General features: G+C 42.9%; 25 protein-coding genes. 9 read left to right on the plus strand and 16 right to left on the minus strand.

Annotated elements, in window-relative coordinates; genetic code table 11:
• Positions 1–28 precede the first annotated feature (28 nt).
• On the plus strand, positions 29–598 hold the full coding sequence (locus F0265_RS05555) for an SPOR domain-containing protein (RefSeq protein ID WP_043010335.1): 570 nt from the start codon (positions 29–31) through the stop codon (positions 596–598).
• Positions 599–756: 158 nt separating this feature from the next.
• Positions 757–1,746, plus strand: a complete 990-nt coding sequence (locus F0265_RS05560; RefSeq protein WP_171748120.1) for a D-alanine--D-alanine ligase — start codon at positions 757–759, stop codon at positions 1,744–1,746.
• Here F0265_RS05560 and F0265_RS05565 read toward each other — a convergent pair.
• On the minus strand, positions 1,743–2,699 hold the full coding sequence (locus F0265_RS05565; RefSeq protein WP_171748121.1) for a tyrosine-type recombinase/integrase: 957 nt from the start codon (positions 2,697–2,699) through the stop codon (positions 1,743–1,745). The two genes, F0265_RS05560 and F0265_RS05565, sit on opposite strands and share 4 nt — an antisense overlap.
• A 99-nt stretch (positions 2,700–2,798) precedes the next feature.
• On the opposite strand from F0265_RS05565, the gene F0265_RS05570 reads away from it, so the two are divergent.
• The 3 genes from F0265_RS05570 (at position 2,799) to F0265_RS05580 (ending at position 4,356) form a co-directional block, all read left to right on the plus strand.
• Positions 2,799–3,170 (plus strand): DUF3319 domain-containing protein, encoded by a 372-nt coding sequence (locus tag F0265_RS05570; protein ID WP_043010338.1) that lies wholly within the window; start codon positions 2,799–2,801, stop codon positions 3,168–3,170.
• A gap of 6 nt (positions 3,171–3,176) precedes the next feature.
• Positions 3,177–3,488, plus strand: coding sequence for a stress response translation initiation inhibitor YciH (yciH, locus tag F0265_RS05575; RefSeq protein WP_043010339.1), 312 nt, complete (start codon positions 3,177–3,179; stop codon positions 3,486–3,488).
• A gap of 331 nt (positions 3,489–3,819) precedes the next feature.
• Entirely contained in the window at positions 3,820–4,356 is a 537-nt protein-coding gene (locus F0265_RS05580; protein ID WP_253809342.1) for a hypothetical protein, read from the plus strand.
• A gap of 34 nt (positions 4,357–4,390) precedes the next feature.
• Here F0265_RS05580 and F0265_RS05585 read toward each other — a convergent pair whose 3' ends face one another.
• From F0265_RS05585 to F0265_RS05630, 10 genes are all read right to left on the minus strand, one after another.
• Positions 4,391–4,864 (minus strand): GNAT family N-acetyltransferase, encoded by a 474-nt coding sequence (locus F0265_RS05585; protein WP_216607786.1) that lies wholly within the window; start codon positions 4,862–4,864, stop codon positions 4,391–4,393.
• Positions 4,865–5,420: 556 nt separating this feature from the next.
• Positions 5,421–5,570 (minus strand): YoaH family protein, encoded by a 150-nt coding sequence (locus tag F0265_RS05590; protein ID WP_006960999.1) that lies wholly within the window; start codon positions 5,568–5,570, stop codon positions 5,421–5,423.
• Positions 5,571–5,636: 66 nt separating this feature from the next.
• Positions 5,637–6,851 (minus strand): conjugal transfer protein TraF, encoded by a 1,215-nt coding sequence (locus F0265_RS05595; protein WP_171748122.1) that lies wholly within the window; start codon positions 6,849–6,851, stop codon positions 5,637–5,639.
• 59 nt (positions 6,852–6,910) lie between these two features.
• Positions 6,911–7,783 carry a DUF2861 family protein gene (locus tag F0265_RS05600; protein WP_171748123.1) on the minus strand — a complete coding sequence of 291 codons (873 nt, stop codon included), beginning with the start codon at positions 7,781–7,783 and terminating at the stop codon, positions 6,911–6,913.
• Positions 7,783–8,442 carry a response regulator transcription factor VxrB gene (vxrB, locus tag F0265_RS05605; protein WP_006960996.1) on the minus strand — a complete coding sequence of 220 codons (660 nt, stop codon included), beginning with the start codon at positions 8,440–8,442 and terminating at the stop codon, positions 7,783–7,785. The genes F0265_RS05600 and vxrB overlap by 1 nt, the downstream gene beginning before the upstream one ends.
• Positions 8,417–9,916 (minus strand): sensor histidine kinase VxrA, encoded by a 1,500-nt coding sequence (gene vxrA / locus F0265_RS05610; protein ID WP_253809344.1) that lies wholly within the window; start codon positions 9,914–9,916, stop codon positions 8,417–8,419. The genes vxrB and vxrA overlap by 26 nt, the downstream gene beginning before the upstream one ends.
• Positions 9,917–10,019: 103 nt before the next feature.
• The gene (gene pntB, locus F0265_RS05615) at positions 10,020–11,396 is read right to left on the minus strand and encodes a Re/Si-specific NAD(P)(+) transhydrogenase subunit beta (protein WP_171748125.1); all 1,377 of its coding nucleotides are present in this window, start codon (positions 11,394–11,396) and stop codon (positions 10,020–10,022) included.
• Between the two features lie 12 nt (positions 11,397–11,408).
• Positions 11,409–12,944 (minus strand): Re/Si-specific NAD(P)(+) transhydrogenase subunit alpha, encoded by a 1,536-nt coding sequence (gene pntA / locus F0265_RS05620; protein WP_171748126.1) that lies wholly within the window; start codon positions 12,942–12,944, stop codon positions 11,409–11,411.
• Positions 12,945–13,239: 295 nt separating this feature from the next.
• Entirely contained in the window at positions 13,240–13,521 is a 282-nt protein-coding gene (locus F0265_RS05625; protein WP_171748127.1) for an HlyU family transcriptional regulator, read from the minus strand.
• Positions 13,522–13,532: 11 nt separating this feature from the next.
• A complete protein-coding gene (locus F0265_RS05630) occupies positions 13,533–13,904 on the minus strand; it encodes a late competence development ComFB family protein (RefSeq protein WP_171748128.1) in 372 nt (123 codons plus the stop codon).
• A gap of 222 nt (positions 13,905–14,126) precedes the next feature.
• Between F0265_RS05630 and F0265_RS05635 the strand changes: the two genes are divergently transcribed.
• Positions 14,127–15,362: a GGDEF domain-containing protein gene (locus F0265_RS05635; RefSeq protein ID WP_171748129.1), complete on the plus strand. Its 1,236-nt coding sequence runs from the start codon at positions 14,127–14,129 to the stop codon at positions 15,360–15,362.
• A gap of 67 nt (positions 15,363–15,429) precedes the next feature.
• On the opposite strand, the gene F0265_RS05640 is transcribed toward F0265_RS05635, so the two are convergent.
• Positions 15,430–16,362: a diguanylate cyclase gene (locus F0265_RS05640; RefSeq protein ID WP_171748130.1), complete on the minus strand. Its 933-nt coding sequence runs from the start codon at positions 16,360–16,362 to the stop codon at positions 15,430–15,432.
• Positions 16,363–16,537: 175 nt separating this feature from the next.
• Between F0265_RS05640 and F0265_RS05645 the strand changes: the two genes are divergently transcribed.
• Entirely contained in the window at positions 16,538–16,975 is a 438-nt protein-coding gene (locus F0265_RS05645) for a DUF3069 domain-containing protein (RefSeq protein WP_095570726.1), read from the plus strand.
• A gap of 39 nt (positions 16,976–17,014) precedes the next feature.
• Here the strand turns inward: F0265_RS05645 and modC are convergent, their stop codons facing one another.
• Genes modC through F0265_RS05665 form a run of 4 tightly spaced genes read right to left on the minus strand, consistent with a single transcriptional unit; the run spans position 17,015 to position 21,037 of the window.
• Entirely contained in the window at positions 17,015–18,121 is a 1,107-nt protein-coding gene (modC, locus tag F0265_RS05650; protein WP_171748131.1) for a molybdenum ABC transporter ATP-binding protein ModC, read from the minus strand.
• A complete protein-coding gene (modB, locus tag F0265_RS05655; protein WP_021455476.1) occupies positions 18,118–18,810 on the minus strand; it encodes a molybdate ABC transporter permease subunit in 693 nt (230 codons plus the stop codon). Before modB ends, modC begins: the two co-directional genes overlap by 4 nt.
• Before the next feature lie 11 nt (positions 18,811–18,821).
• Complete coding sequence (modA, locus tag F0265_RS05660) at positions 18,822–19,568, minus strand: molybdate ABC transporter substrate-binding protein (protein ID WP_171748132.1); 747 nt, start codon at positions 19,566–19,568, stop codon at positions 18,822–18,824.
• Positions 19,569–19,573: 5 nt separating this feature from the next.
• The gene (locus F0265_RS05665) at positions 19,574–21,037 is read right to left on the minus strand and encodes a cobyric acid synthase (RefSeq protein ID WP_171748133.1); all 1,464 of its coding nucleotides are present in this window, start codon (positions 21,035–21,037) and stop codon (positions 19,574–19,576) included.
• 170 nt (positions 21,038–21,207) lie between these two features.
• On the opposite strand from F0265_RS05665, the gene F0265_RS05670 reads away from it, so the two are divergent.
• Positions 21,208–21,576, plus strand: a complete 369-nt coding sequence (locus F0265_RS05670) for a NirD/YgiW/YdeI family stress tolerance protein (RefSeq protein WP_171748134.1) — start codon at positions 21,208–21,210, stop codon at positions 21,574–21,576.
• A 97-nt stretch (positions 21,577–21,673) separates the two neighbouring features.
• Complete coding sequence (locus F0265_RS05675) at positions 21,674–22,192, plus strand: hypothetical protein (protein ID WP_171748135.1); 519 nt, start codon at positions 21,674–21,676, stop codon at positions 22,190–22,192.
• The last annotated feature ends 38 nt before the right edge of the window (positions 22,193–22,230 follow it).

Below are 22,230 nucleotides of genomic sequence, written 5' to 3' on the forward strand. Positions count from 1 at the left end.
ATTTCTACAAAAGGCATTTGAAGAATTCATGAAAAAAATCGCAATAGTTGGCTTATCAGTGGTGCTTTCAGCGTGTGTGTCGAGTGATTACGTAACTGACGTATCCTCTGAAAGCTATCGTGAGGATTACAAAACAGCGGCAGTAGAAAAGCCGATTGTTTCAGAGCAAGGCGTTACCAACGGCGTCACGGAAGAAGCGGTTAAGACTGTAAGGCCGATGGCTGAGAAGCAAATGACTAACATGCAACCTCAGAAGAAGGCTAAGCCAGCAGTCGCGATTATCCCTCCAACAGCAAAACAAAAAGCGATGAACCCACGTTATGGTTTCACGATTCAGGTTGTTGCGGTTGGCAGCCAAACCAAAGTGGATCAGTTTGCACGTAAACTACCACGTGATGGCGAACCAGTGTGGGAAAACTATAAAGTCGTCAACGGCACAAAGTGGTACACAGTCCTTTACGGTGACTACGCTACTCGCGCTGATGCGAAGAAAGCCATTTCTAAACTGCCTGGTGAACTGCAGGATATGAAACCTTTCGTTAAGAGTATTGATACGATTAAGAACTCCGAGTTCCCAACACTAAATAAACTTAACTAATTTCATAAAAAGGGGCATCAGCCCCTTTTTTAATGCGTATTAATCAATCAAACAAACTGTCAGAACGGTCATAATTCGGTTAAATCAATGAATCCTTGCCGAGTTTTTATTATGATTAACTCTACTAATCCCTCTGTTATTTCACGGAAAGATCCTTAATGGCGAATACAACAATTTTACTACTTTGTGGCGGCGGTTCGGCTGAGCATGAAGTGTCGCTCGTTTCAGCAGATTTCGTACAATCCCAACTTGAGCTAACACCTGACTTTGAGGTGATTCGAGTAGAAATGAAACCTGAAGGTTGGTATCAAGGAGAGCAGCTGGTTTATCTCGATACAAATGCTGGAACCTTGAACTCTGAAGTAAACGCAACAAAATTGGATTTTGTTGTGCCATGTATTCATGGCTTTCCGGGGGAAACAGGTGATATCCAATCGATGCTTGAACTTACTGGCATTCCTTATTTAGGTTGTGGTCCTGAAGCAAGTACGAATAGCTTTAACAAAATTACGTCGAAACTCTGGTACGACGCACTTTCCATTCCAAATACGCCTTATATCTTTTTGTCTGAGAACAATAAGCAGGCATATGATCAAAGCTTAGCGGCGTTCGAGCAGTGGGAAAGTGTATTTGTTAAAGCGGCTAGACAAGGTTCTTCCGTTGGCTGCTATAAAGTGACAGAGAAAGATCAGCTGCAAAAAGCAATCAATGATGCGTTTGGATACTCGGATCAAGTCTTAGTCGAAAAAGCAGTAAAGCCTCGCGAGTTAGAAGTGGCGGCGTATGAATACAAAGGTCAATTGCATGTAACTCCACCGGGAGAAATTAAAGCGCCGGAAGACACGTTCTATTCATACGAAGAGAAATACAGTGCAGATAGTCATTCAACAACAGATGTTGAAGCGACAGATCTGACTGACGATCAACGGCTCATTATCCAACAGGCTTCTGAAAAAGTGTTCAAACAAATGAGGCTGCGTCACTTGTCTCGAATTGATTTCTTTTTAACTCCAGAAGGAAATGTGTACTTGAATGAAGTGAACACTTTCCCAGGAATGACACCAATTTCGATGTTCCCGAAAATGGTTGAACATAGTGGGCTAAAGTTCTCTGAATTTCTTGCTGATTGCGTCAAGAGTTCACTTTAGTCCCACGGCTTAAAGCGTTTAAAGACCATCATTTCAGCTTCTGCGATGACCTTATTTCCCAAATACTGATAAGGCATCGCAGGGCTAAGCCATCGACCATAATGCTGAATATCAATGGTTTTCACTCCCTTACGAGACAACTCTTTTACTGCGCCAACTCTTAGCGATTGACCAGAAAACTTAACGTTTAGTTTTAGTTTGTCGCTCGCAGCACGCAAAATTCTATAAATGGAAGAATCATTCAATGGCTCAACACCAATATTCCCATGCTTATCTATCGCACTGAATAAGTAAGGATTTTGAGTGGGGAGTTTGCTTAGCCATCGCAATAAATACTTTTGGCCATGCTGGGAAAGCGGGTAGCTAGAGGTGCCAATGTGGATTATAAAACCATCATTATTTTTCTCAATGTCAGCTGGTGACATCTTTTTAAGCTCGCTACGTTTTAGCATACATTCGAACATAAGATGATAAATAGCTAGATCCCGAACCACTTTTAGAGAGGGATTATTATCGAGTTTTTCGGTCAACGCTTCGAGATGCTTACGTTCAAATGGGACAGTGGGATGCGCGTCACCAGACTTTTCGATTCTTAATGCAGCTAGAGATTGTTGGACGGAAGAGTGGGCTGTAGGGTCACTCATTCCTAACACTCTGTGCACAAGTGATATGGTTACAGTGTAACGTCTTAAGGTGGAATATTTTCTCTGCCTTGACTCCCTTTCTAGAAACAAGCGAACAGCAGCAGTAGAAGCGGGCAGAGCAGTAACGGATTTCTTCTGGCAGTACTCTAAGAAAAGATTCCAGTCTTTTGTTAATGCTAACAAAGAGTTATTTGAGTACTGACCGTCTGTCAGCGAATTCACCGTGTCTATGCTCACACATTGAGTAAACTGTTGAATGAATCGATTTCTTGTATCTAAATCTGTGATTGCTCTAATGTTTTTTTTCATTGAAGCGCACTATAACGATATTATCCTTATTCAATATACTTGATTAAGGGCGATATACAATTATTATTAAATTAACTGATTAATAGAATAAAAAATACTATGGCTGCTGCGACATATCGAGGGTTCACCCTCAAAACTGCTGGAAGTTCTACCGACGTATGGCAAGTTCAGATTAAAAATCACGTTTTGTCTGGAAGTATGCCTGCAGTAAAAAAGAGCATTGATTGGTTTTGTGATACTGCCACTATTATAGACCCGAAAGAGTTTGGTTCTTTGGGCAATAAAAAGCAGGCAGAAGGCGCTCCATCTCAAGAAAACTTTCATGGCTACACCATTAAAAATGATACCGGCGAAGTTAACACTTGGTATTGTTTCTTCAATGGCAAGTTAATTAAAGGAGGAAAGCTTGCCATACAGAAGCATATAGAGGCATACTTGCTGGCCAAGCAAAAAGCCGAACAGAAGAAGTAGTTATCCATGAGTCTCGTTTATTCCACAGAAGTTGGCCGTATTAAACCTGAAGAAGAAAAAGCCCAAAGACCTAAAGGTGATGGGATCGTGCGTATCCAACGCCAAACTAAAGGAAGAAAAGGCAAAGGTGTTTGTATCGTTTCTGGGTTAGATCTTGATGATGCGCCACTGAAATTACTTGCCGCTGAGCTAAAAAAGGTTTGTGGATGTGGTGGCTCAGTGAAAGATGGCAATATAGAAATACAAGGCGACGCTCGAGATAAAATTAAAGCGCACCTCGAAAAGAAAGGACTTACCGTTAAATTAGCCGGAGGTTGATCTAATAACAGTTAGGATAATCTTTGATTAAACTAACTGATTATTAGGTATTTTATGGTAAATCTAATTATGTTGAATTTGAGAAATACCAGATAAAAGAAGAGAGCGCTCAATCAGGCGCTTTCTATTTGGCGTGTTATATTTAACATAACACACATAATGCGTACTAATAACTTAGGCATTATGTACGTTATAGAGCTAGATATTTGGCTTCATCGCCAAAAAATCTCACCTATTCAGTAGCTATGATTTATTGTCTAAAACTAGTATGAAGCAATGCACTTATGAGAGAATGCGTTCTGGTTTTTAAGTTGTATCTAATGGTTCCTCTGTGAAAAAGCTCCTCACTATATTCGTTACGCTTCTTTTTGTTGGCTGTAGCAACACTCCTCAACCAAAACCAAATTTCATTGAGAATGTTGAGTATGAGCATGTGATTGGTGAGCCAAACGCTGAAGGAAAAAAGATAAGCTTTACCTATACGCGTAAAGATGAAGTCGATAGAAAAATTGTACTGAACGTTGATGCTGAGCCAATAGAAATGAGGTTTCGCCTTTGCGAGCATAACGGTGAATATGAAAACCTCAGTCAAAGCGTTATTAATGAGATCAATCAACAGACAGTTGATTGCAACTCTTGGTTCAAACTAGTTCCATTGGAAAATGGAAAGTACTCAATTTCTTATGAGCTGAACTTGTTATTGGGTTTTCAAGTGGAGAGCGTTAATAGCCACTTTATTTACGTGCCGATAAGAAAGAAACTTGCTCAATACCGCGCTATCTATAATCCCAGCTCTGTTATGAGCCCTTTAAAGCGATACGAAAATGAAGCTATCGTAGAATCTACAACGGTCGAAATGAAGTTATAGATTCTGGGATCATTGGAGATCTTATTTGATCTGGTTAATTTGGCTCAAGAGTGAGTTCCATTGGAATGTCGACCATGCCGCCACGGCTTCTTACACCATTAATACGTTTGAAGCCAAAGCTTAGATAAACATGTTCGGCATTAACTGCGGAGTTAACGGTAAAAGATGTAACTTCGACTCTTGTTTTTACATCTGACATAGCGGTTTCCCATAGTTTTCGTGATAGCCCCTGCCCTTGGTGAGCATCAGAGACAAACAAATGGTAGAGATGTGTTTCTTCACGCATGCCAATCACTCCGACAATCGTCCCATCACTTTTTTCAGCGATGTGATATCGATAACCGCTTTCTTGGTATTCACGGATCTTCTCTGGTGCCATCGAATCCAACAGTACAACTCGAACTGACTCTTCGCATGTTGGGCAAACATATTTGTCCGTAAGTGGCGTAATAAGCTCACTAATTGATTTAGAGTATTCCACTCCCGCTTTCTTAATGTAGATAGCCAAAACTTTACCTTCGAAATTTGAAATCTAATCGGAACCATCAAATCAACAATTGAAAGAGATTACAACTCTCCATTAAACATATCTGAGCAACAATATGTGACATTGTCACAACACTAGATATTGAATGTCCCTTGGTTGATTAAGGCAACCTAAAAGCTTACTAGCTACGAACACTGTTACTTTCAGAGTACAAATGGTAGCTCTGCAATGCTTGATCGTTAACTTTCACATATCTAATTCACTATTCACTCCCTTGTGACAGTATCACCAAACAAAATAATATCTGGCGTCATAGTGAGCGCTTACAGACACACTGCAACGTCCTGTAATATAATTACATTCAGCTTTTAAGGCTTTATTTGGCAAGGATATAACTCTGTCATAAGTGGTTGTATATCAAGGGTAATGTTTGATTTTCTACTCTTTTGTTTTGTTTGTGGCTGGCTTGCGTTCTTATTTTTTATTGAGAATTAAGTGGTGCGTTTAGGCGAAATATTTGCTTCAGACATAAAAAAAGAGAGCAGTCTCCTGCTCTCTTATTCTCGATTCATTTTCATTAGTCGTTCTGGGAGGTTTTCTTCCTGATTTCCTCTGCGACGATTTTAATGGCTTCCGCGGTGCTTATTCCCTGCGCCATCAGTTCTTGGATTTTTTCGACGGCTTTCTGTTGTTCCTCATGAGAAAGAGGCGGAAAATCATCTAGCATAAAAAAGGCTCCTAACAAAAACTAGGAGCCGACTATATTACGATTCAATGCGTATCGCCAGAGCTTCTAGTAACTTCCCAAGAAGTTTATATAAGCGCCCATTGAATTCTCGTTGGTATAACTTGCGCCAATATCCATCTGGAAAAGGTTTAACGGTGATAAGCCAATACCTGCAGTGATGGTGTCGTCTAGATTGTCATAGGCGAGATTACGTCGCCACCCTGCCCTTAACTTAAGTTGACGCATAATATCGATTTCGCCACCGACTCTGACATATTGAGTGTTGTCATTGAAGTTCGTGTAGCGTTCGTCTTCATTGATATCGTAATCGACACTTAATGTCGCGTAGTCGGCGACTAAGCCGACACCAACGGTATACTGAGGTCTCATCTGGTAAGCATATGAGTTAGTAATAGTTCTTCTCTCAGTATAACCAGCATTAGATGCAGCTTGAGATGTTACCGTGGTAGATAATGTCTGGGTTTCAATATCTCTACTAACTAGATTCATTGCGGCTACTCCAACTCTAAATGGCCCTCTGAACCATAATAAGCCCGCATCCATGTTAAACATGGTTTCACCTGTACCATTATCACGGACATCCTTAATGTCGTAATTGTTTAGGTTTGCACTGTAGACATAGGTGTAGATACGCTGAATTTTGGGTGAAACGCCAAAAGAGATATGTTGGCCGAGGAACGTTTGATACTTAGCCAGAGAAATCCCGACTTCTGCCACACCAATAGCAACGGCGTTGACAGCACTTAGCTCAGCATTTACTACAGTGTTTAGATCCGAATCTGGCGTACTTGCACCATCGTAAATATCCGGTTGAGCAAAAGACTCAGCGTAAGCTTTGCCGAAAAAGTTAGCAGCAATAAAACTGTTTGGAATTGCGAATGCTACTGCACCACCAATTTCAAGCTTGGCTACATCTCCCTTTAGTGCATCTAATGAAGACTGGAGCTCACTCACATTAACACTATTAATATCTTTTAGAGCACTATCGATAATGCCAGACACTTTGTCTAAGTCATCAACCATATTATGCTCATCATTGTAAGCTAGGCCAAACGAAGGGGTGATCATCCCTACATCGTCATTGCGTCGATAAATCGCTGTAATTGCCGGGTTGTAAAAAGGCGCTGTTAAGAAGTTTGCAGAAACAACCCCAACTCCACCCATTGCGTCGCCTCGTGCTTCAACTGCATAGGTGGCTGCGTATGAGCTTGTGGAAGCCAACGCAATAGACAACGATAAGATTTTTATTGAATTTTTCATATCGATATAAACTTTCTGATCCCTTGTGTTTATATCGCCCTATTGTGTCCTAACTTTAATTATTCCTCTATAGAAACGTCGTATGTTTTACTAATTATTTGGGACTGTTCAACAATTATAGGACCTTGCCATCTTTGGTGAGTCATCGAAACCGCTAAAACGTATCGACCAGGATCGACAGGATTAGGCTCTAATGCCGTCGGATAATCGGATTCGTAGGTTGCTCCCCACACTTTGTTATATTGGCCATCTACATAGTCATAAAGTGCCGTGTCCAGTTTAGGTAGCGGGCAATGAGAGTTTAACAATGCGTTGCGTTCAACTCTCCATTGGTCTTTAGACTGCCAACGTATGGAGACTTTGGCTTTCGGCTCTCCGAAAACTAGCCAAGAACTCCAAGATGTTTGGTCTTTCGCCGTTACATCTAGTCGGTATAAACCCATTGGAATCTTGCTATTGAGGTTGTAGCGTTTGACGTATGATTTTACTTCGTCTTCATTTTCCGCAAGTGCGACAAATGAATTGTCTGTCGAAATACTTTTTTGTACCCAACGGGTTAGGGAAATATCAGCAACATCTTTTCGGGAGGCAACTTCGATAAGTGCTCGATAGGAATCTCGACCAGGGCTTTGTGTTTCTATAGCACGCACAGTCACTCCCTTGATCCAATCAGGAAGTGGTTTTGAATCTAGGCCCTTGCCGCAATCAACTTGCAGAGATTGCTGAAAGAGTTCGTTTAAATGAGGTGAGATCGCCCTATTCTTTTCCTGCTGCCAAACTTCTACCAACGACGAAAACATCGCCGGTAAATCATCATTGAGCAGGTACCTGTGGGCTTGTGTAAGAGGTGAATTACTCTCAAACCAAGGAATGTTAGCGGATGTAGCAGGCGTGCTGAGTAGCACGCCTATTAGTAAAGCTTTGATTTTCATCAGGCTTTCATTTTGTAACCAACGCCACGTAGCGTTTCAATCTCAAGCCCAGGTAACTTCTGACGGAGTTGAAGCACGTGAGTATCAACGGTACGGGTTGTTGGGAAATGGTTATAGCCCCATACGTGATCGAGTAGTTCGTCACGGGTAAAGACTCGTCCGAGGTTACTTGCCAAAAACAGTAACAAGTCAAATTCGGTTCTTGTCAAGGTGATCGATTCGTCTTTGTAGAAAACTTCACGAGTGGCTTTATCAATGACAAGGTGCTGAGTTTTGACCTTGCTGTCGTCCTGCGCATCAGATTCTGGTGCGCGTAGTTGAGCACGAATACGGGCGAACAGCTCTGCTTCAGCAAACGGTTTTGTCAGGTAATCATTCGCTCCCGCATCAAGGCCTGTTACCTTGTCTTTGACTGTTACTAGCGCTGTTAGCAGAATGACTGGTACATCTTTAATCGCTTTCCATCCAACTAGGTGTTCCACTGAGTCACCATCTGGCAACTGACGGTCCAGAATCACTAAGTCAGCCTTTTCCCAATATTGCTCTACATCAGCAATCATTTCAGCGTGAAAACACTCATATCCTGCTTGTTCCAGGCTTACTAACAGGCCATCGGCCAGATTTTTGTCGTCTTCAACAAGAAGCAGTGTCTGTTTCACAAGGTATCTCCAATATAAACGTTGTAGGTGGACCTATAAGGGACATTTTTCCGCCCATTCTTCCAACCATAGATTCAACGATAGTTAAGCCTAAACCAAGACCAGATTTGCTAACAAAAGGCTTACGTAATTGTCGCCAATCTTTTTGAGTTAGCTCACCTTGGTCTATGACCTTAACGGTAATCAAATTGTTATCAGTGCTGACATCCAGCACTATCGGGGCAACGCCGTATTTAGTGGCATTGCGAATCAGGTTATCGATACAAGTTCCCAACCAGTAGACATTGAGCTTTGCTGCTACGTCCTCATTGATCGTAAACTCGATCTTCCCATGAAATTCTTCTTCTACTTTAAACTCTAACCACTCTTTGACGGATGGTACCCACTCCGTCGCCAGTGGCTTATTGTCAGACTGTAGGTAGTCTTTGCTGGCCTCTGCCAGTTGTCTTAAACGGCGAGAGTCTTCACACAGCCTTCTGAACTCGTCATAAACAGACTCCGGAAGTTTTTCAAATTCACGGCGAAATCCTTCCACTGTTAAAGATAGACTCGCGATCGGGGTCCTAAGTTCATGTGTGAGTATCTGAAGAATCAACATTCTACTCTTCATCTCTTGTCTTTTGGTGTTCCAGCGATATACAGACCAACCGAGTACCAGCAAAATATTGGCTATTACCAGCACCACCATGCTGATTCTCAATATTTGGGAGTGGTCCTCTACGTCCCAACACAGGTTGCCTCGTTGTACGAAACAGCTGTTTGATTCACTTTTTAACTGAACACTCAGCCCTGCATCATCTGCGTTTGTTTTCCAAACGCTTTCTGGAAAAACTAAGTAACTATCATTTTGGCGAAGCCACATTTCACCTTGTTCAAGAAACATGCTTGAACCAGAAAGCAAGGCGAGAATCGTTTCTTCGTTCATGCGCTGGAGGCGACCAAGCAATGTTGCTCTTGGTGCCAACGGACGCTCTTTAATATGCATGTACTGCTGCAGTTGCTCCTGCCTTTCAGGATGCAGAGACACATAACGCTTTGCATAAGTTCCGCCGCCCGGATGAATTAATCCGCTTCGAGCAAACCACTTCTCACTCAGTTTTGTCCCTTTACATACGGCTCTCGTAAATACGAGAGGTTCAGTAATTAAAGGGCTAAGAGGCAGTTTTCCGGTACAGTTCTGTGCAAGTTGATAAAGACGTTGAATATCTCGCAGTGGATATGACGACGTCTGAGGCAGCATTGAATCTGGCGTAATTAAACGGGTCGGATAATCCGACTGCATGATACGAATATCGTAAGATGCGCTGAATTGGTCCTTGCTAAACGAATCAACAAACTTATCGATTCGCTCCGGCAGCGAGTTTGCGCTAGCGCTGAAGCTAAAGATTGCCGTACATACTGTTAATATATTGAAAGCCGTTTTTATCAATGCAAAAAATCTATAAATCAGTAGGTTAGATTTAGAGTAAAGCATTATCGCAAAAATATAAATTTCAAATGTAATATTGGTGTCAATAATGCTACTCAGAAAACAAAAGAAGCCAGCAATTGCTGGCTTCTTACTTAGTTAAATCATGTTACAGGGCTTTAGAAATTGCGTCTACACTCTCTTTCGCATCGCCAAATAGCATCTGTGTATTGTCTTTGAAGAATAATGGGTTTTGAACACCTGCGTAACCCGTGTTCATTGAACGTTTAAATACCACTACGTTCTTCGCATTCCAAACTTCCAGTACGGGCATACCCGCAATTGGGCTGTTCGGATCTTCTTGCGCTGCAGGGTTAACAGTATCGTTCGCACCGATGACCAGAACTGTGTCTGTTTCTTCAAAGTCCTCGTTGATTTCATCCATTTCTAGAACGATATCGTAAGGCACTTTTGCTTCTGCCAATAGCACGTTCATGTGCCCTGGTAGTCGACCGGCGACAGGGTGAATACCGAAACGTACCTCTACGCCTTTCGCTCTTAGCTTCTCTGTGATTTCGTGCACCGGGTATTGCGCTTGAGCCACTGCCATGCCGTATCCTGGAGTGATGATGACTGATTTAGAATTTTTCAGCATGTCAGCGACTTCATCCGCCGATGATTCTCGGTGTTCACCGTGATCAACATCGCTCGAGATTGAAATCTCCTGACCAAAGCCACCTGCGATAACACTAACAAAGGAACGGTTCATCGCTTTACACATGATGTACGAAAGGATCGCACCGGAAGAACCAACCAGTGCACCTGTAACGATTAGTAGATCGTTTGCCAGCATGAAACCAGCTGCTGCGGCCGCCCAACCAGAGTATGAGTTAAGCATTGACACGACCACTGGCATATCTGCACCACCAATTGATGCAACTAGGTGATAGCCAAATGCAAATGCAATCAATGTCATCACAATAAGCGCAAACATGCTGCCATCGGCATTGACGAAATGTAGCATCAGCAATGTTGAAACAACAACGGCTGCTAGATTCAACTTGTGCTTGTGAGGAAGATTCAAAGGTGACGAAGAAACGATACCACGCAGCTTACCAAACGCGACAACGGAACCTGTAAAGGTAACCGCACCGATGAATACGCCGAGGAAGACTTCAACTAAGTGGATTACATGCTCAGCGTGGGTCGCCGCTTCTGGTGCATCTAGATAGCTGTTGTAACCAACAAGCACGGCTGCCATACCCACAAAACTGTGAAGAATAGCGACCAATTCAGGCATTTCGGTCATTTCCACTTTCTTCGCGTAGTGGATACCGATAGTGCCACCAATCGCCATAGCGATAACGATCCAAACAAAACCTTGAGAATCAGGGCCAAAGATCGTTGCGATCAAAGCGATCGTCATACCGGCGATGCCGTAGTAGTTACCCGACTTAGCAGATTCCTGCTTAGATAAACCAGCCAGACTTAAAATAAAGAATAATGCAGCAACAATATAAGCTGCTTGTACTAATCCTGCAGACATTCTCGTTACTCCTTAATCTTTACGGAACATTTCAAGCATGCGCTTGGTAACAGTAAAGCCACCAAATATATTTATGCTTGCAATTAAAACGGCGATAAACGCCAGGAAGGAAACCACACCATTGCCTTGCCCAATCTGCAACAGTGCACCTACGACGATAATGCCAGAGATTGCATTGGTTACAGACATAAGAGGAGTGTGGAGAGCATGAGTAACGTTCCAGACTACGTAGTAGCCTACAACACAAGCAAGAACGAAGACGGTAAAGTGAGAAAGAAATGCTGCTGGAGCAACGGATGCTATCCATGCAAATGCACCAACACCAACGGCTAGAGCGGCCAGTTTCTTAACCGGAGAAACGGGTTCTTCGATTTTTTCTTCTGCTTTTACGGGTTCTGCTGGTTTTTGCTCAGGCTGAGCCGATACTTTAATTGGTGGTGCCGGCCAAGTGACTTCACCTTCTTTAACAACGGTCACACCACGCAATACAACATCTTCAAAATCGATATCGATGTTGCCATCTTTTTCTTTACATAACAGTTTCAACAAGTTGACTAAGTTAGTTGCGTAAAGCTGTGAAGATTGAGTTGGAAGGCGACCAACCATATCGGTGTAACCGACGATCTTAACGCCATTCGCAGTTGTAATGACTTTGTCTGCTTGAGTGTATTCGCAGTTACCGCCATTGGCAGCAGCAAGATCGACGACGACACTTCCCGCTTTCATGCTATCCACCATTTCTTTGGTGATCAGCTTAGGAGCTGGGCGGCCTGGAATGAGTGCAGTTGTAATGATGATATCAACGTCTTTAGCCTGTTCAGCGTAGAGCTCTTCCGCTTTCTTGTTGAACTCATCAGACATTTCTTTCGCATAGCCATCACCAGCGCCAGAGTCTTCTTTGAAATCGACTTCAAGGAATTCGGCGCCCATAGACTGGACTTGCTCTTTAACCTCTGGTCGAACGTCAAATGCTCGAACTATCGCACCTAAGCTACCAGCAGCACCGATTGCTGCAAGCCCTGCTACACCGGCACCCGCAACCAAAACTTTTGCTGGTGGAACTTTACCTGCAGCGGTGATCTGCCCCGTAAAGAAGCGACCAAACTCATGCGCGGCTTCAACGACAGCTCGATAACCTGCGATATTGGCCATTGAAGAAAGAGCATCGAGAGCTTGCGCTCGAGAGATACGTGGAACAGAATCCATCGCCATAACATTGATGTTCTTACTGGATAGCTTTTCCATTAACTCAGGGTTTTGAGCTGGCCAGATGAAGCTAACCAGTGTTGCCCCTTCTTTAATTAGAGCGATTTCATCGTCACTTGGTGCGTTGACTTTAAGAATGAGGTCTGACTGCCACACCTCTTCCTTGGTAACAATGCTTGCACCTGATGATTGAAAAGAAGAATCATCAAAACTTGCAAGTTCCCCTGCACTAGATTCGACATTAACATCAAATCCTAACTTTAACAGCTGCTCTACCGACTTGGGCGAGGCAGCCACTCGCGTTTCACCCGCGAGTATTTCTTTTGGCACACCAATTTGCATAGCTATTCCTTGACTACTGGCAACAATGATTAATTGTTTTTATCTAACGGTTTCATTAACTTCAAGCACTTTGTAACAAAAATACAAAATATCATTACATATAACCGTTGGTAATGAAGCACTTCGAGTATTACGAGGTAATGAAACAACGCTTTCATTTCAAAATGAGAGGTCGTACCAGTTACCGTTAATTGTCATTAAATCAAACAAATAGATGCAATACACAAAATAAAAGAGCCATCAGCATAACGACTAATGGCTCTTAAATTTATGACGCTCGTCAACTAGGAAAAGACTAACTAAAAATATTATCACCCATCTGATCGATGAACATTTGCGCTTTTTTTAGCATGAATTCGTTAGCATCGTACTCAGATGCCAGCACGTCTGAACGGATAAACCGATGCTCCTTAGTCTGCCCTTCTAACTCTTTTGTAATACGGCCTGCAATACGATATTGCCCGTTCTCAGGCTGGGCCTCTTGATAGATAAGAAAGCCTTTGTATTCCACCGGTTCAACTTCGACTTTAGCTTGTTCTTTACTGCCGCCACCAAACAAACGAGAAAATAGTCCCACCTAGTACTCCTTTAGGTAATTTGTTTATTCATAACCAGAGGTTTTTCAAACCATTCGAGTTCGGTATCGTCATCGAATCGTGGTTTACTGAACATAATAGGGACTTCATCTTTACGATTTCTTCTTCTATCGTCAACTATCATTGTCAGTGCCGCTTCAACGGCGGTCTCTGAGTATTTTTTAAGAACAACCAATCTTTCTTCAGATAACGCAGACAGAAAGTCGATATCGTGGCGGATATAAACAGGTCTGAGCTGACTAAGTGCCAAACAGGCCAAATCTGCGAGCTGTTCATGATCAAACCTGTTAGTGTACTGACTGTCAGCTAACACCTGACCTACAAGAGTTTCCATGTAGTTGTGAACATCAACACTAATTTGCATAAACCTTAACTCCTTTAAGATTCAGACTTTTCTTATGAGTATCAGTTAACTATAAAACACAAAATCGATTTAAGGATGCTTTCTCATCACTTTTTGACTATTGTTCATACTAACACTCACTTTTCATTCATTAGTTTAGTAAAAAGCTTGGAAAATCATCAAATCAAAGTATTCTAAGACTTGTATATTAAGAAGTTAATTAATAAGGCTAAGGCTAGGTAAATGTCGTTTTCTTTGGTAACAACAAATTGGTTTCGTTTGACGTTTCCGGTGCTGCTGTTAGCGATGATCGGCTTTGGCATGAATAATGTCATCAACCTTACGCAAGCAAACTTAGGTATTACTTCTAATCTCCCTTATTTTTTATTCTTGTGTGTTATTGGTTTAGGTCACGCGTTTAAACAATGCCGTATTGCTATGGTTGCGCTGACCATGCTTGTTGTCTATTGGTACATACAAGAACACCTACAAAGCTCTCTTTCGACTGGTTCTACGCTTCTTGAACTTTCGCTGCTCGCATTTGTTGTCCCGATTGCTTGCGCATTAGTCTACCCATACAAGGAAAGAGGTGTTCTGAGTCGAGCATTTATTGTTTACGTCGTGACGCTGTCACTCATTGCAATTTGGTGTTACCTCATCCTTGCCCACTTTTATGAAGGTGGGTTCCAAAACTTCGATGAGACATTCCTCTATTCTGAACCGAGCGTTTCGCGGCTGCCGTTAATTCTTGTTTTGTATTCAGTTGGTGCAGTGTTGTTGAGTGCGATTTTTGTTCTCAGGGTTAACCGGATTATTGATGTCGTTGTTTATTCAGCGATCACACTCTCTTCGGTGACGTTTACGTTTTTCCACGTTAAGTACGTATCCAGCACCATGTTTACCCTTTCTGGCTTCTTGTTACTGATTTATATGCTTTCGGCGAGTTATGAACTCGCATTTAAAGATCGGTTGACTGATATTCCCGGACGATTAGCGTTAGAGTCAGATCTGCGGCACTTAGGAAAACGGTACACAATAGCAATGCTCGATATCGATCATTTCAAATCATTTAACGACACTTATGGACACGAAACGGGTGACGATGTTCTGAAGCTTGTTGCTAGCAAAATGCAGCAAGTCGGCGGCCGTGCCAAAGTCTATCGTTATGGCGGCGAAGAGTTTACGGTATTGTTTAAAAATAAAGATGTCGATGAATCTCTCGATCACCTTGAGCTATTACGTTCTTCCATTGAAGAGTACGAAATGGTTGTTCGTAATGAGAAATCACGACCGAAGGATGATAAGTCTGGCGCTAAAAAACGTGGTAAGTCTAACTCACACGATCATGTTAACGTTACGATTAGTATTGGTGTCGCTGATCATGACAATGCAGATAGCGTCTCAGAGGTTATGAAAAGTGCTGATGCTGCCTTATATAAAGCAAAGCGCGCTGGGCGTAACCGCATTGAATCCGCCTAGTTACTAATGATTTAAACGCAAAAAGGTTCAGCATAAGCTGAACCTTTTTTATTAACTATGACAGTGGTTAGTCTATGTATGTAAAGCGATTTCGCCCGTCACTTTTAGAGCGGTATAGGCCTTCATCTGCTTTGGAGTACATATCGTCAGGTGTCTCTTTACCAGTAGGATTAAAGCTGCATACCCCTTGTGACACCGTCACATATCCAGCTACAGAGCTGTACTCGTGTTTGATGGCGAGAGCTTCAAGTGTCGATTGAACCCGCATCGCGTGCTTCTTTGCGTGTTCAGCATCGGTGTGCCCTAACACTACGACAAACTCTTCTCCGCCATAGCGGCCGACTATTTCTCCACTCCGAGAAAACAAAGAAGTAAGCGTTTGTGCGATTTCGATCAGGCACTTGTCCCCTTCTATATGGCCGTAGTTGTCGTTGTATAACTTAAAATGATCAACATCGAGCAGTACTAAACTTAGCGGCAATCCATGACGTCCATGAACCGCTATCATTTCTTTAAGCTTTTCGTCGATATAGCGACGATTTTTAACTTTTGTAAGGCCGTCTTCGCTAGCAAGCTTTTCGAGCTCTTGATTCGCTTTTGCCAGTTCCGCTGTTTTCTGATTAAGCTCACGACGCATAAACGCGATTCTTTGCATGGCAATAAGCTTAGAGGCCAGAACGAGCTTATCAACCGGTTTAGTGAGGTAATCATCGCCGCCTGCTTCAATAGCATGGGCTATCATTGCGGGTTCATCGTGGCTACTTAGGAAAATGATTGGGATCCACTCTTGGTACTTAGAACGGATACGTTGAGAGACTTCAAAGCCATCCATCTCAGGCATGGATATATCGAGTAAGATAAGCTCAGGCTCAAATGAGGGATACATTTCTAAAGCTTGTTCACCAGAAGCGGCCATTTCTACTGTGTGGCCTAGCTGCTTTAGACGAATAGCCAACTGCATGCGCTCCATTTGCACGTCATCGACTAGAAGAATTTTCATCGAAGATCCAGATAGTTCCACTTGTTCTACCTTTTTGTATGTAAACTGGCCGAAAAATCAGCTGATTATAGAAAAGAATACTCTAAGGGGGACAATTCCTCCACTACGGTTGACATTTAATGAGGATTTTTTAGGATAACGCCGTTAAACACGTACAATTTATGAGATAAAACTAATGTCTGACGTTAACCAAACAGAACAACCTAAGGTCGACCTTTCGACTGTTTCAGCAGAACTTCGTCAAGTAATTGAATTTGATGGTGTTCCTGAAGCAATGCACTTCATGGTAACTTCTATCCATGAAGTGTCAGAGGAAGCCGTTCGTGAAGCTTGGGATGAGCTGCCAAAAAGTGCTCAAAATGTTCTAGATAACTTTGAGCAGTTCCACGCTCTTATCTCTGTAAGTCAGGCGTTTGCAGGTATTAATGTAATGGAAGAGTTTCCTACGCTTAATCTACCTGAAGATATGACTGATGAGCAGAAAGAAGAATACCGAGCACAGTTGCTAGACCAGGTTCTTCACAACTGTGTGAAAGATATGGTTAAGCAGATTAAGAAAGCACGTCGTGACCCTGTGCTAAAGCGTGACTTTACTGACGTATTTGTAAAATAATTCAGTAAACACGAAAAACGCCGCATTACGCGGCGTTTTTTAATGGCTCAATACCACATCTCTTTGCGTCACACTTACCCCTTTAATCTGGGCAAAGACTTCCATCCCTTCTTGGAGTTCCAGCTCGTCCTTAGCCCAAGCGGTGATCGTCGCCCATAAATAGCAGTTCGCGCTGAGTTCTAGTTTAACCGATACGCTCTGTCGATTTGTTCCTTGAGAATGGCTTTGGATTTGAGCGATCTTCGCTTTGAGAATATTCCGAATTGAACTCTTTTCAGGCTTATCCAAGGCAATCGACACGTCACTCGCTCTCACCTGTAGTCTCACTTTCGCTTCAGGCGCCATTTCTAAACGCTGTACCCAAATACACACATTGTCCGCCAGTTTCACTTTAGACAGTGCATAGTTTGTGTTGTGGTGAACAACCGTCGCTTCAAACAACGAGCTTTGGTCTGAGAAGGATTGCCATGGCCTCATAGCTCTAGATGACCACACATCTTCTAGGCTACCTGAAGTCACCACTTTACCATCATCGATAACCACAATATGGTTTGCCAAGCGCACGACCTCATTGAGGCTATGTGACACATAAATGATGGGAATTTCAATCTCACTGGCAAGCTGCTCTAAAAATGGCAATACTTCGCGCTTACGCGGAATATCTAGCGATGCCAGAGGTTCATCCATCAAGAGTATTTCCGGCTTGGAAAGTAGTGCTCGACCGATTGCTACGCGTTGTTTCTCTCCTCCGGATAGCTGTATCGGGTATCGTTTAAGAAGAGGTTCTAACGCCAATAATTTAATTACCTTGTCAAAATGCTGTTGATCCAATTCACGCACACCATACAAAAGATTGCCTTTGACCCGAAAGTGTGGGAATAACCTCGATTCCTGAAAAACGTAACCTACGCGGCGTTTGTGGGCAGAAACGTTTATTTTCGATTGCGAGCTATAGAGAGGTTTGCCTGAAACAGTAATCTCGCCTTCGTCAGGTGTTCTTAAACCCGCAATCACGTCGATCAGTGACGTTTTTCCTGCCCCTGAACGACCAAAAATTGCGGTAATGCCTTTTTCTGGCACTGAGACATCAATGTCAAACTTCTGCTCGCCTAACGTTTGTTTAAACTGAATTCGAATATCACTCATCGCTGTGTCCCCAGTCTTTTAGCACAATGACGAGTCAGGACTTCTGAGCCAAGTAATGAGGCTAAGGCAATAACAATGGAGATAATGCATAAACGCATCGTTTCAAGCTCTGCGCCCGGAGTTTCAATGAAGGTGAACATTGCTAAAGGAATTGTCTGCGTTTCACCTGGAATATTCGACACAAAGCTGATTGTTGCTCCGAACTCCCCGAGGCTACGTGCAAATGAAAGCATCGTCCCTGTGATGATTCCGGGAATTGTCAGCGGTAATGTGATGGTAAAGAATATTTTAAGCGGTGAGGCACCAAGGGTCGCGGCTGCTTGCTCAAGTTTAGGATCTACATTCTCTAAGCTGAGGCGAATTGAACGAACCATCAAAGGTAAAGCAACGATCACACACGCAAGTACAGCCCCTTTCCAGCTAAAAGAGAAGACCAGTCCGAAATACTCATATAACCATTGGCCAATAAAACCTTGGCGTCCCATCGAAATCAGGAGCAAATAACCAATAACGACAGGAGGAAGCACTAAAGGAAGATGAATTAAGCTGTCGAGCCAGCTTTTGCCGATAAACTGCTTTTTAGCCAGCAGCCAACCAAATCCAATCCCGATAGGAATCAGCCAGCAAATAGTATAAAACGCAACTTTCAGGCTGAGCATTAGCGCTTGATATTCGTAATCAGAAAGCAATGAAGGTAATCCTAGTTAAATCCGTTTTGTTTAAATACTGCCTGAGCTTGATCACTTTGGAGAAAGGCAGCAAAGTCCTTGGTGGTTTGTTTGTCGTTCAGTTTAGCCATTGGGTAAGTAATAGAAGTGTGGCTCGAAGCTGGAAACGTACCAATGACTTTTACTTTATCACTCACTAACGCGTCCGTCTTATAAACAATCCCAAGTGGCGTTTCGCCACGTTCAACTAGAGTAAGGGCGACTCTAACATTGTTGACGGGGGCAAGTTGCCCTTTTAAGCCACTCCATAACCCAAGCGATTCAAGCGCTTCTTTGGCATACATTCCCGCAGGCACTGCGTTGGTTTGCCCTATCGCTAATCTCTGACCTGACAAGCGTTTGGACCATTGTTCTGGGTTTTCTAGTTCCAACGGCTCAGGATGGCCGATAGGTGAGATCACAACCAACTGATTATGGGCAATATTTGTGACGGCGTCACTATTAGTTACTCCTTGCTGAACTAGATAATCACTCCATTTAGTATTGGCTGATATATAGAGATCAGCAGGTGCCCCGCTCAATATTTGCCGTGCAAGAGAAGAAGAACCTGCGAAAACGGGCGTAACTTTTACACCTGTTTCCGCTTGGTATTTCTCAGCTAACGCTTTAATCACATTAGTCATGGACGACGCAGCATAAACGTTCACTGAGGCATGAACTGTCGCAGAGAAAATGAAAGTCAAAAAGGTGTAAAAGAATCGCTGGGTAAAAAATTTCATCAATATCAGGTATAAAGTTCCGGCCAGATTAAGTCTAGCTTCATGTGTTGTTCGACAGCATCGGCTATTCGGTTGATTGCATTTTCTTGATTCTGTTGATGGTCGATAGGAGCAATGCTGTCCGCCCCCGCCCACTGACAAATCAGAGCTAATGCTTGTGGATTATCCAAAATACCATGTAAATAAGTCCCAAAGATTTGATTACAGTCACTGATTGCACCATCTGATGAACCAGATTCTAAGGAAACTGGAGAAGTGCCATCCCCTAAGGTTCTGCCAACGTGAATCTCATACCCTTTCACTGGTGCGGTTTGATTGTTCAACTCCAACACTCCGGAGACGTTTGTCAGAGCTTTTTCTTTGGTTAACTCGGTGGAAACAGGTAAATAGTCGAGGCCTTGTGATTCACCAGCAACGCTTTCTACGCCCAAAGGATCGCTAATATGACGTCCTAACATTTGGTAGCCACCACAAATTCCCATCACCTTTCCACCTAACCTTAAGTGTCGGGCGATATCTTTATCCCAACCTTGGCTACGTAAATATTCGAGATCGGCTCTTACGGATTTAGTGCCCGGTAGGATGATCAAATCTGCTTTATCAAGCTTTTCACCTTTACCTACATAGCGAAAGTGAATGTCCGAATTTTGCCTTAGCACATCAAAATCGGTGTGATTGCTGATGCGGGTGAGCACGGGGACGACGACGTTTAGCTTGGCTGATTCACCGGTATTTTGTTCGTTATTGATGGCGTCTTCTGCTTCGAGGTCAAAGCCATGAAGATAAGGTAAAACGCCAAGTACTGGCTTACCTGTTTTTTCTTCAAGCCAATCTAACCCTGATTGAAGCAACGATATGTCGCCGCGGAATCGATTAATAACGAAACCGACCACTCGGTTTTGTTCTGACGGCGAAAGTAACTCTAGGGTGCCAACTAAATGCGCAAAAACACCCCCGCGGTCAATATCAGCAATGATGATGACGGGAACATCTGCCTCTTCAGCAAACCCCATATTCGCAATGTCATTTTCACGCAAGTTAATCTCCGCTGGGCTGCCAGCTCCCTCGATCATGACAGATTCAAATTGCTCTTGAAGTATTGAAAATGACTCAAGTACGGCAGGTAAAGCGATTTGCTTGTAGTTCTGATATCCCACCGCTTCCATGTTACTGAGAGCTTTACCCTGTAGGATTACCTGAGCTCCAGTATCCGAATTAGGTTTAAGTAGGACTGGATTCATATGAACCGTCGTTTCTACATTCGCGGCACTGGCTTGCACTGCTTGAGCACGACCAATTTCACCGCCATCTGAAGTCACCGCACTGTTGAGTGCCATATTTTGCGGCTTGAAAGGTGCAACTCTAACTCCTTTTCTGGCCAATACACGGCATAAAGCTGCCACTAATACACTTTTTCCGGCATCCGATGTCGTGCCCTGAACCATCAATGCTTGTAATGCTGGTTGCATAATCTATTAATTTTTCGAGTCTTTTTACTGAGTATTGTCTAATCATAGCCTCTTTAGGTTTGTTGACTCAATAAATGAATCGAATATGAATACTCTCCTCAGAGGTTATTCAAAATAGCTATGGCTTAATAGCACCATCAACAACGAAACCTGTCTAAAAAGGAAACATCATGAAAAAAGTTATTTTGGCTACCGCTGCTGCTCTAGTACTTTCACCTACTCTAGTATTCGCAAAAGAAGGCCAATCGGCGTCAGGCATCCAGTTTAACGGCCCCGTTGACCTGACAACAGTCGACTCCCTAATTGCTGAGAGCAGCATGTTTACTGAGAAGAATGTTGTTATTGATGGCAACATCGTACGTCAAATTAAAGGAGATACGTTTGTGTTTTCTGATGGCAAAAGCGAAATTCAAATCGAAATTGACGATGACATCCACCTGAGCCAAGCCATAGATGCAACAACAAACCTGCGTATCTTCGGTGAGTTTGAAGGCGGAAATACTCCAGAAATTGAAGTTGATCGTATTCAACTACTTTAAAGATAAAGTAATTTAACTCCCACTGCGTTAATATTTGGCTTGCTTATTGCAAGCCTTTTTTATAGTCAAAAACTTGATGCTAGTCGGAGTACTACCCTTGAAAAAGATCATCCTAACCAGTGCGCTAATTTGTGCTGGTTTCGCTGGCGCGGCAAATGCGAACAACTTTAATTATAATTTCTTTGAAGTGCGTACAGCGGTGAACCCAGAAATGAGCGGCGTTGAATTCAGCACACTCTTCACTGATAACTCTCACTTTATTCTGAGAGCAGACACGCAGTTCGACAACGACTACGATTTGGCAGGTGGTATCGGTTTTAATGGTCCAATTAGTCAGTTTGCTGACGTTTATGGTCAATTGCTTGTTCATCAGACGAAATTTACTGAAGAAGCGGGTGGTGAAACAGACACGGTTGCCGAAGTAAACATTGGCTTCCGTATGTGGCTTGCTGATCAGATTGAAGCAACGGGCAGAATTGGACGCAATGATGACAGCTCAGTCTTCCATGCAGGTGTACGTTTCCACTCAACGGATCAACTTTCTCTATCTGCTGAAACACGTAACAATGGCCTATACGGTCCTCAAGTTACTATGTCGGTACGCTTCCAGTACTAAGTCGTACTTTCAATTTAAAAAAAGCCCGGCTATTCGCC

Origin of the sequence: Vibrio sp. RE88 (genome assembly GCF_013113835.1) — a bacterium.
In the GTDB taxonomy this organism is placed as follows: Bacteria; Pseudomonadota; Gammaproteobacteria; order Enterobacterales; family Vibrionaceae; genus Vibrio.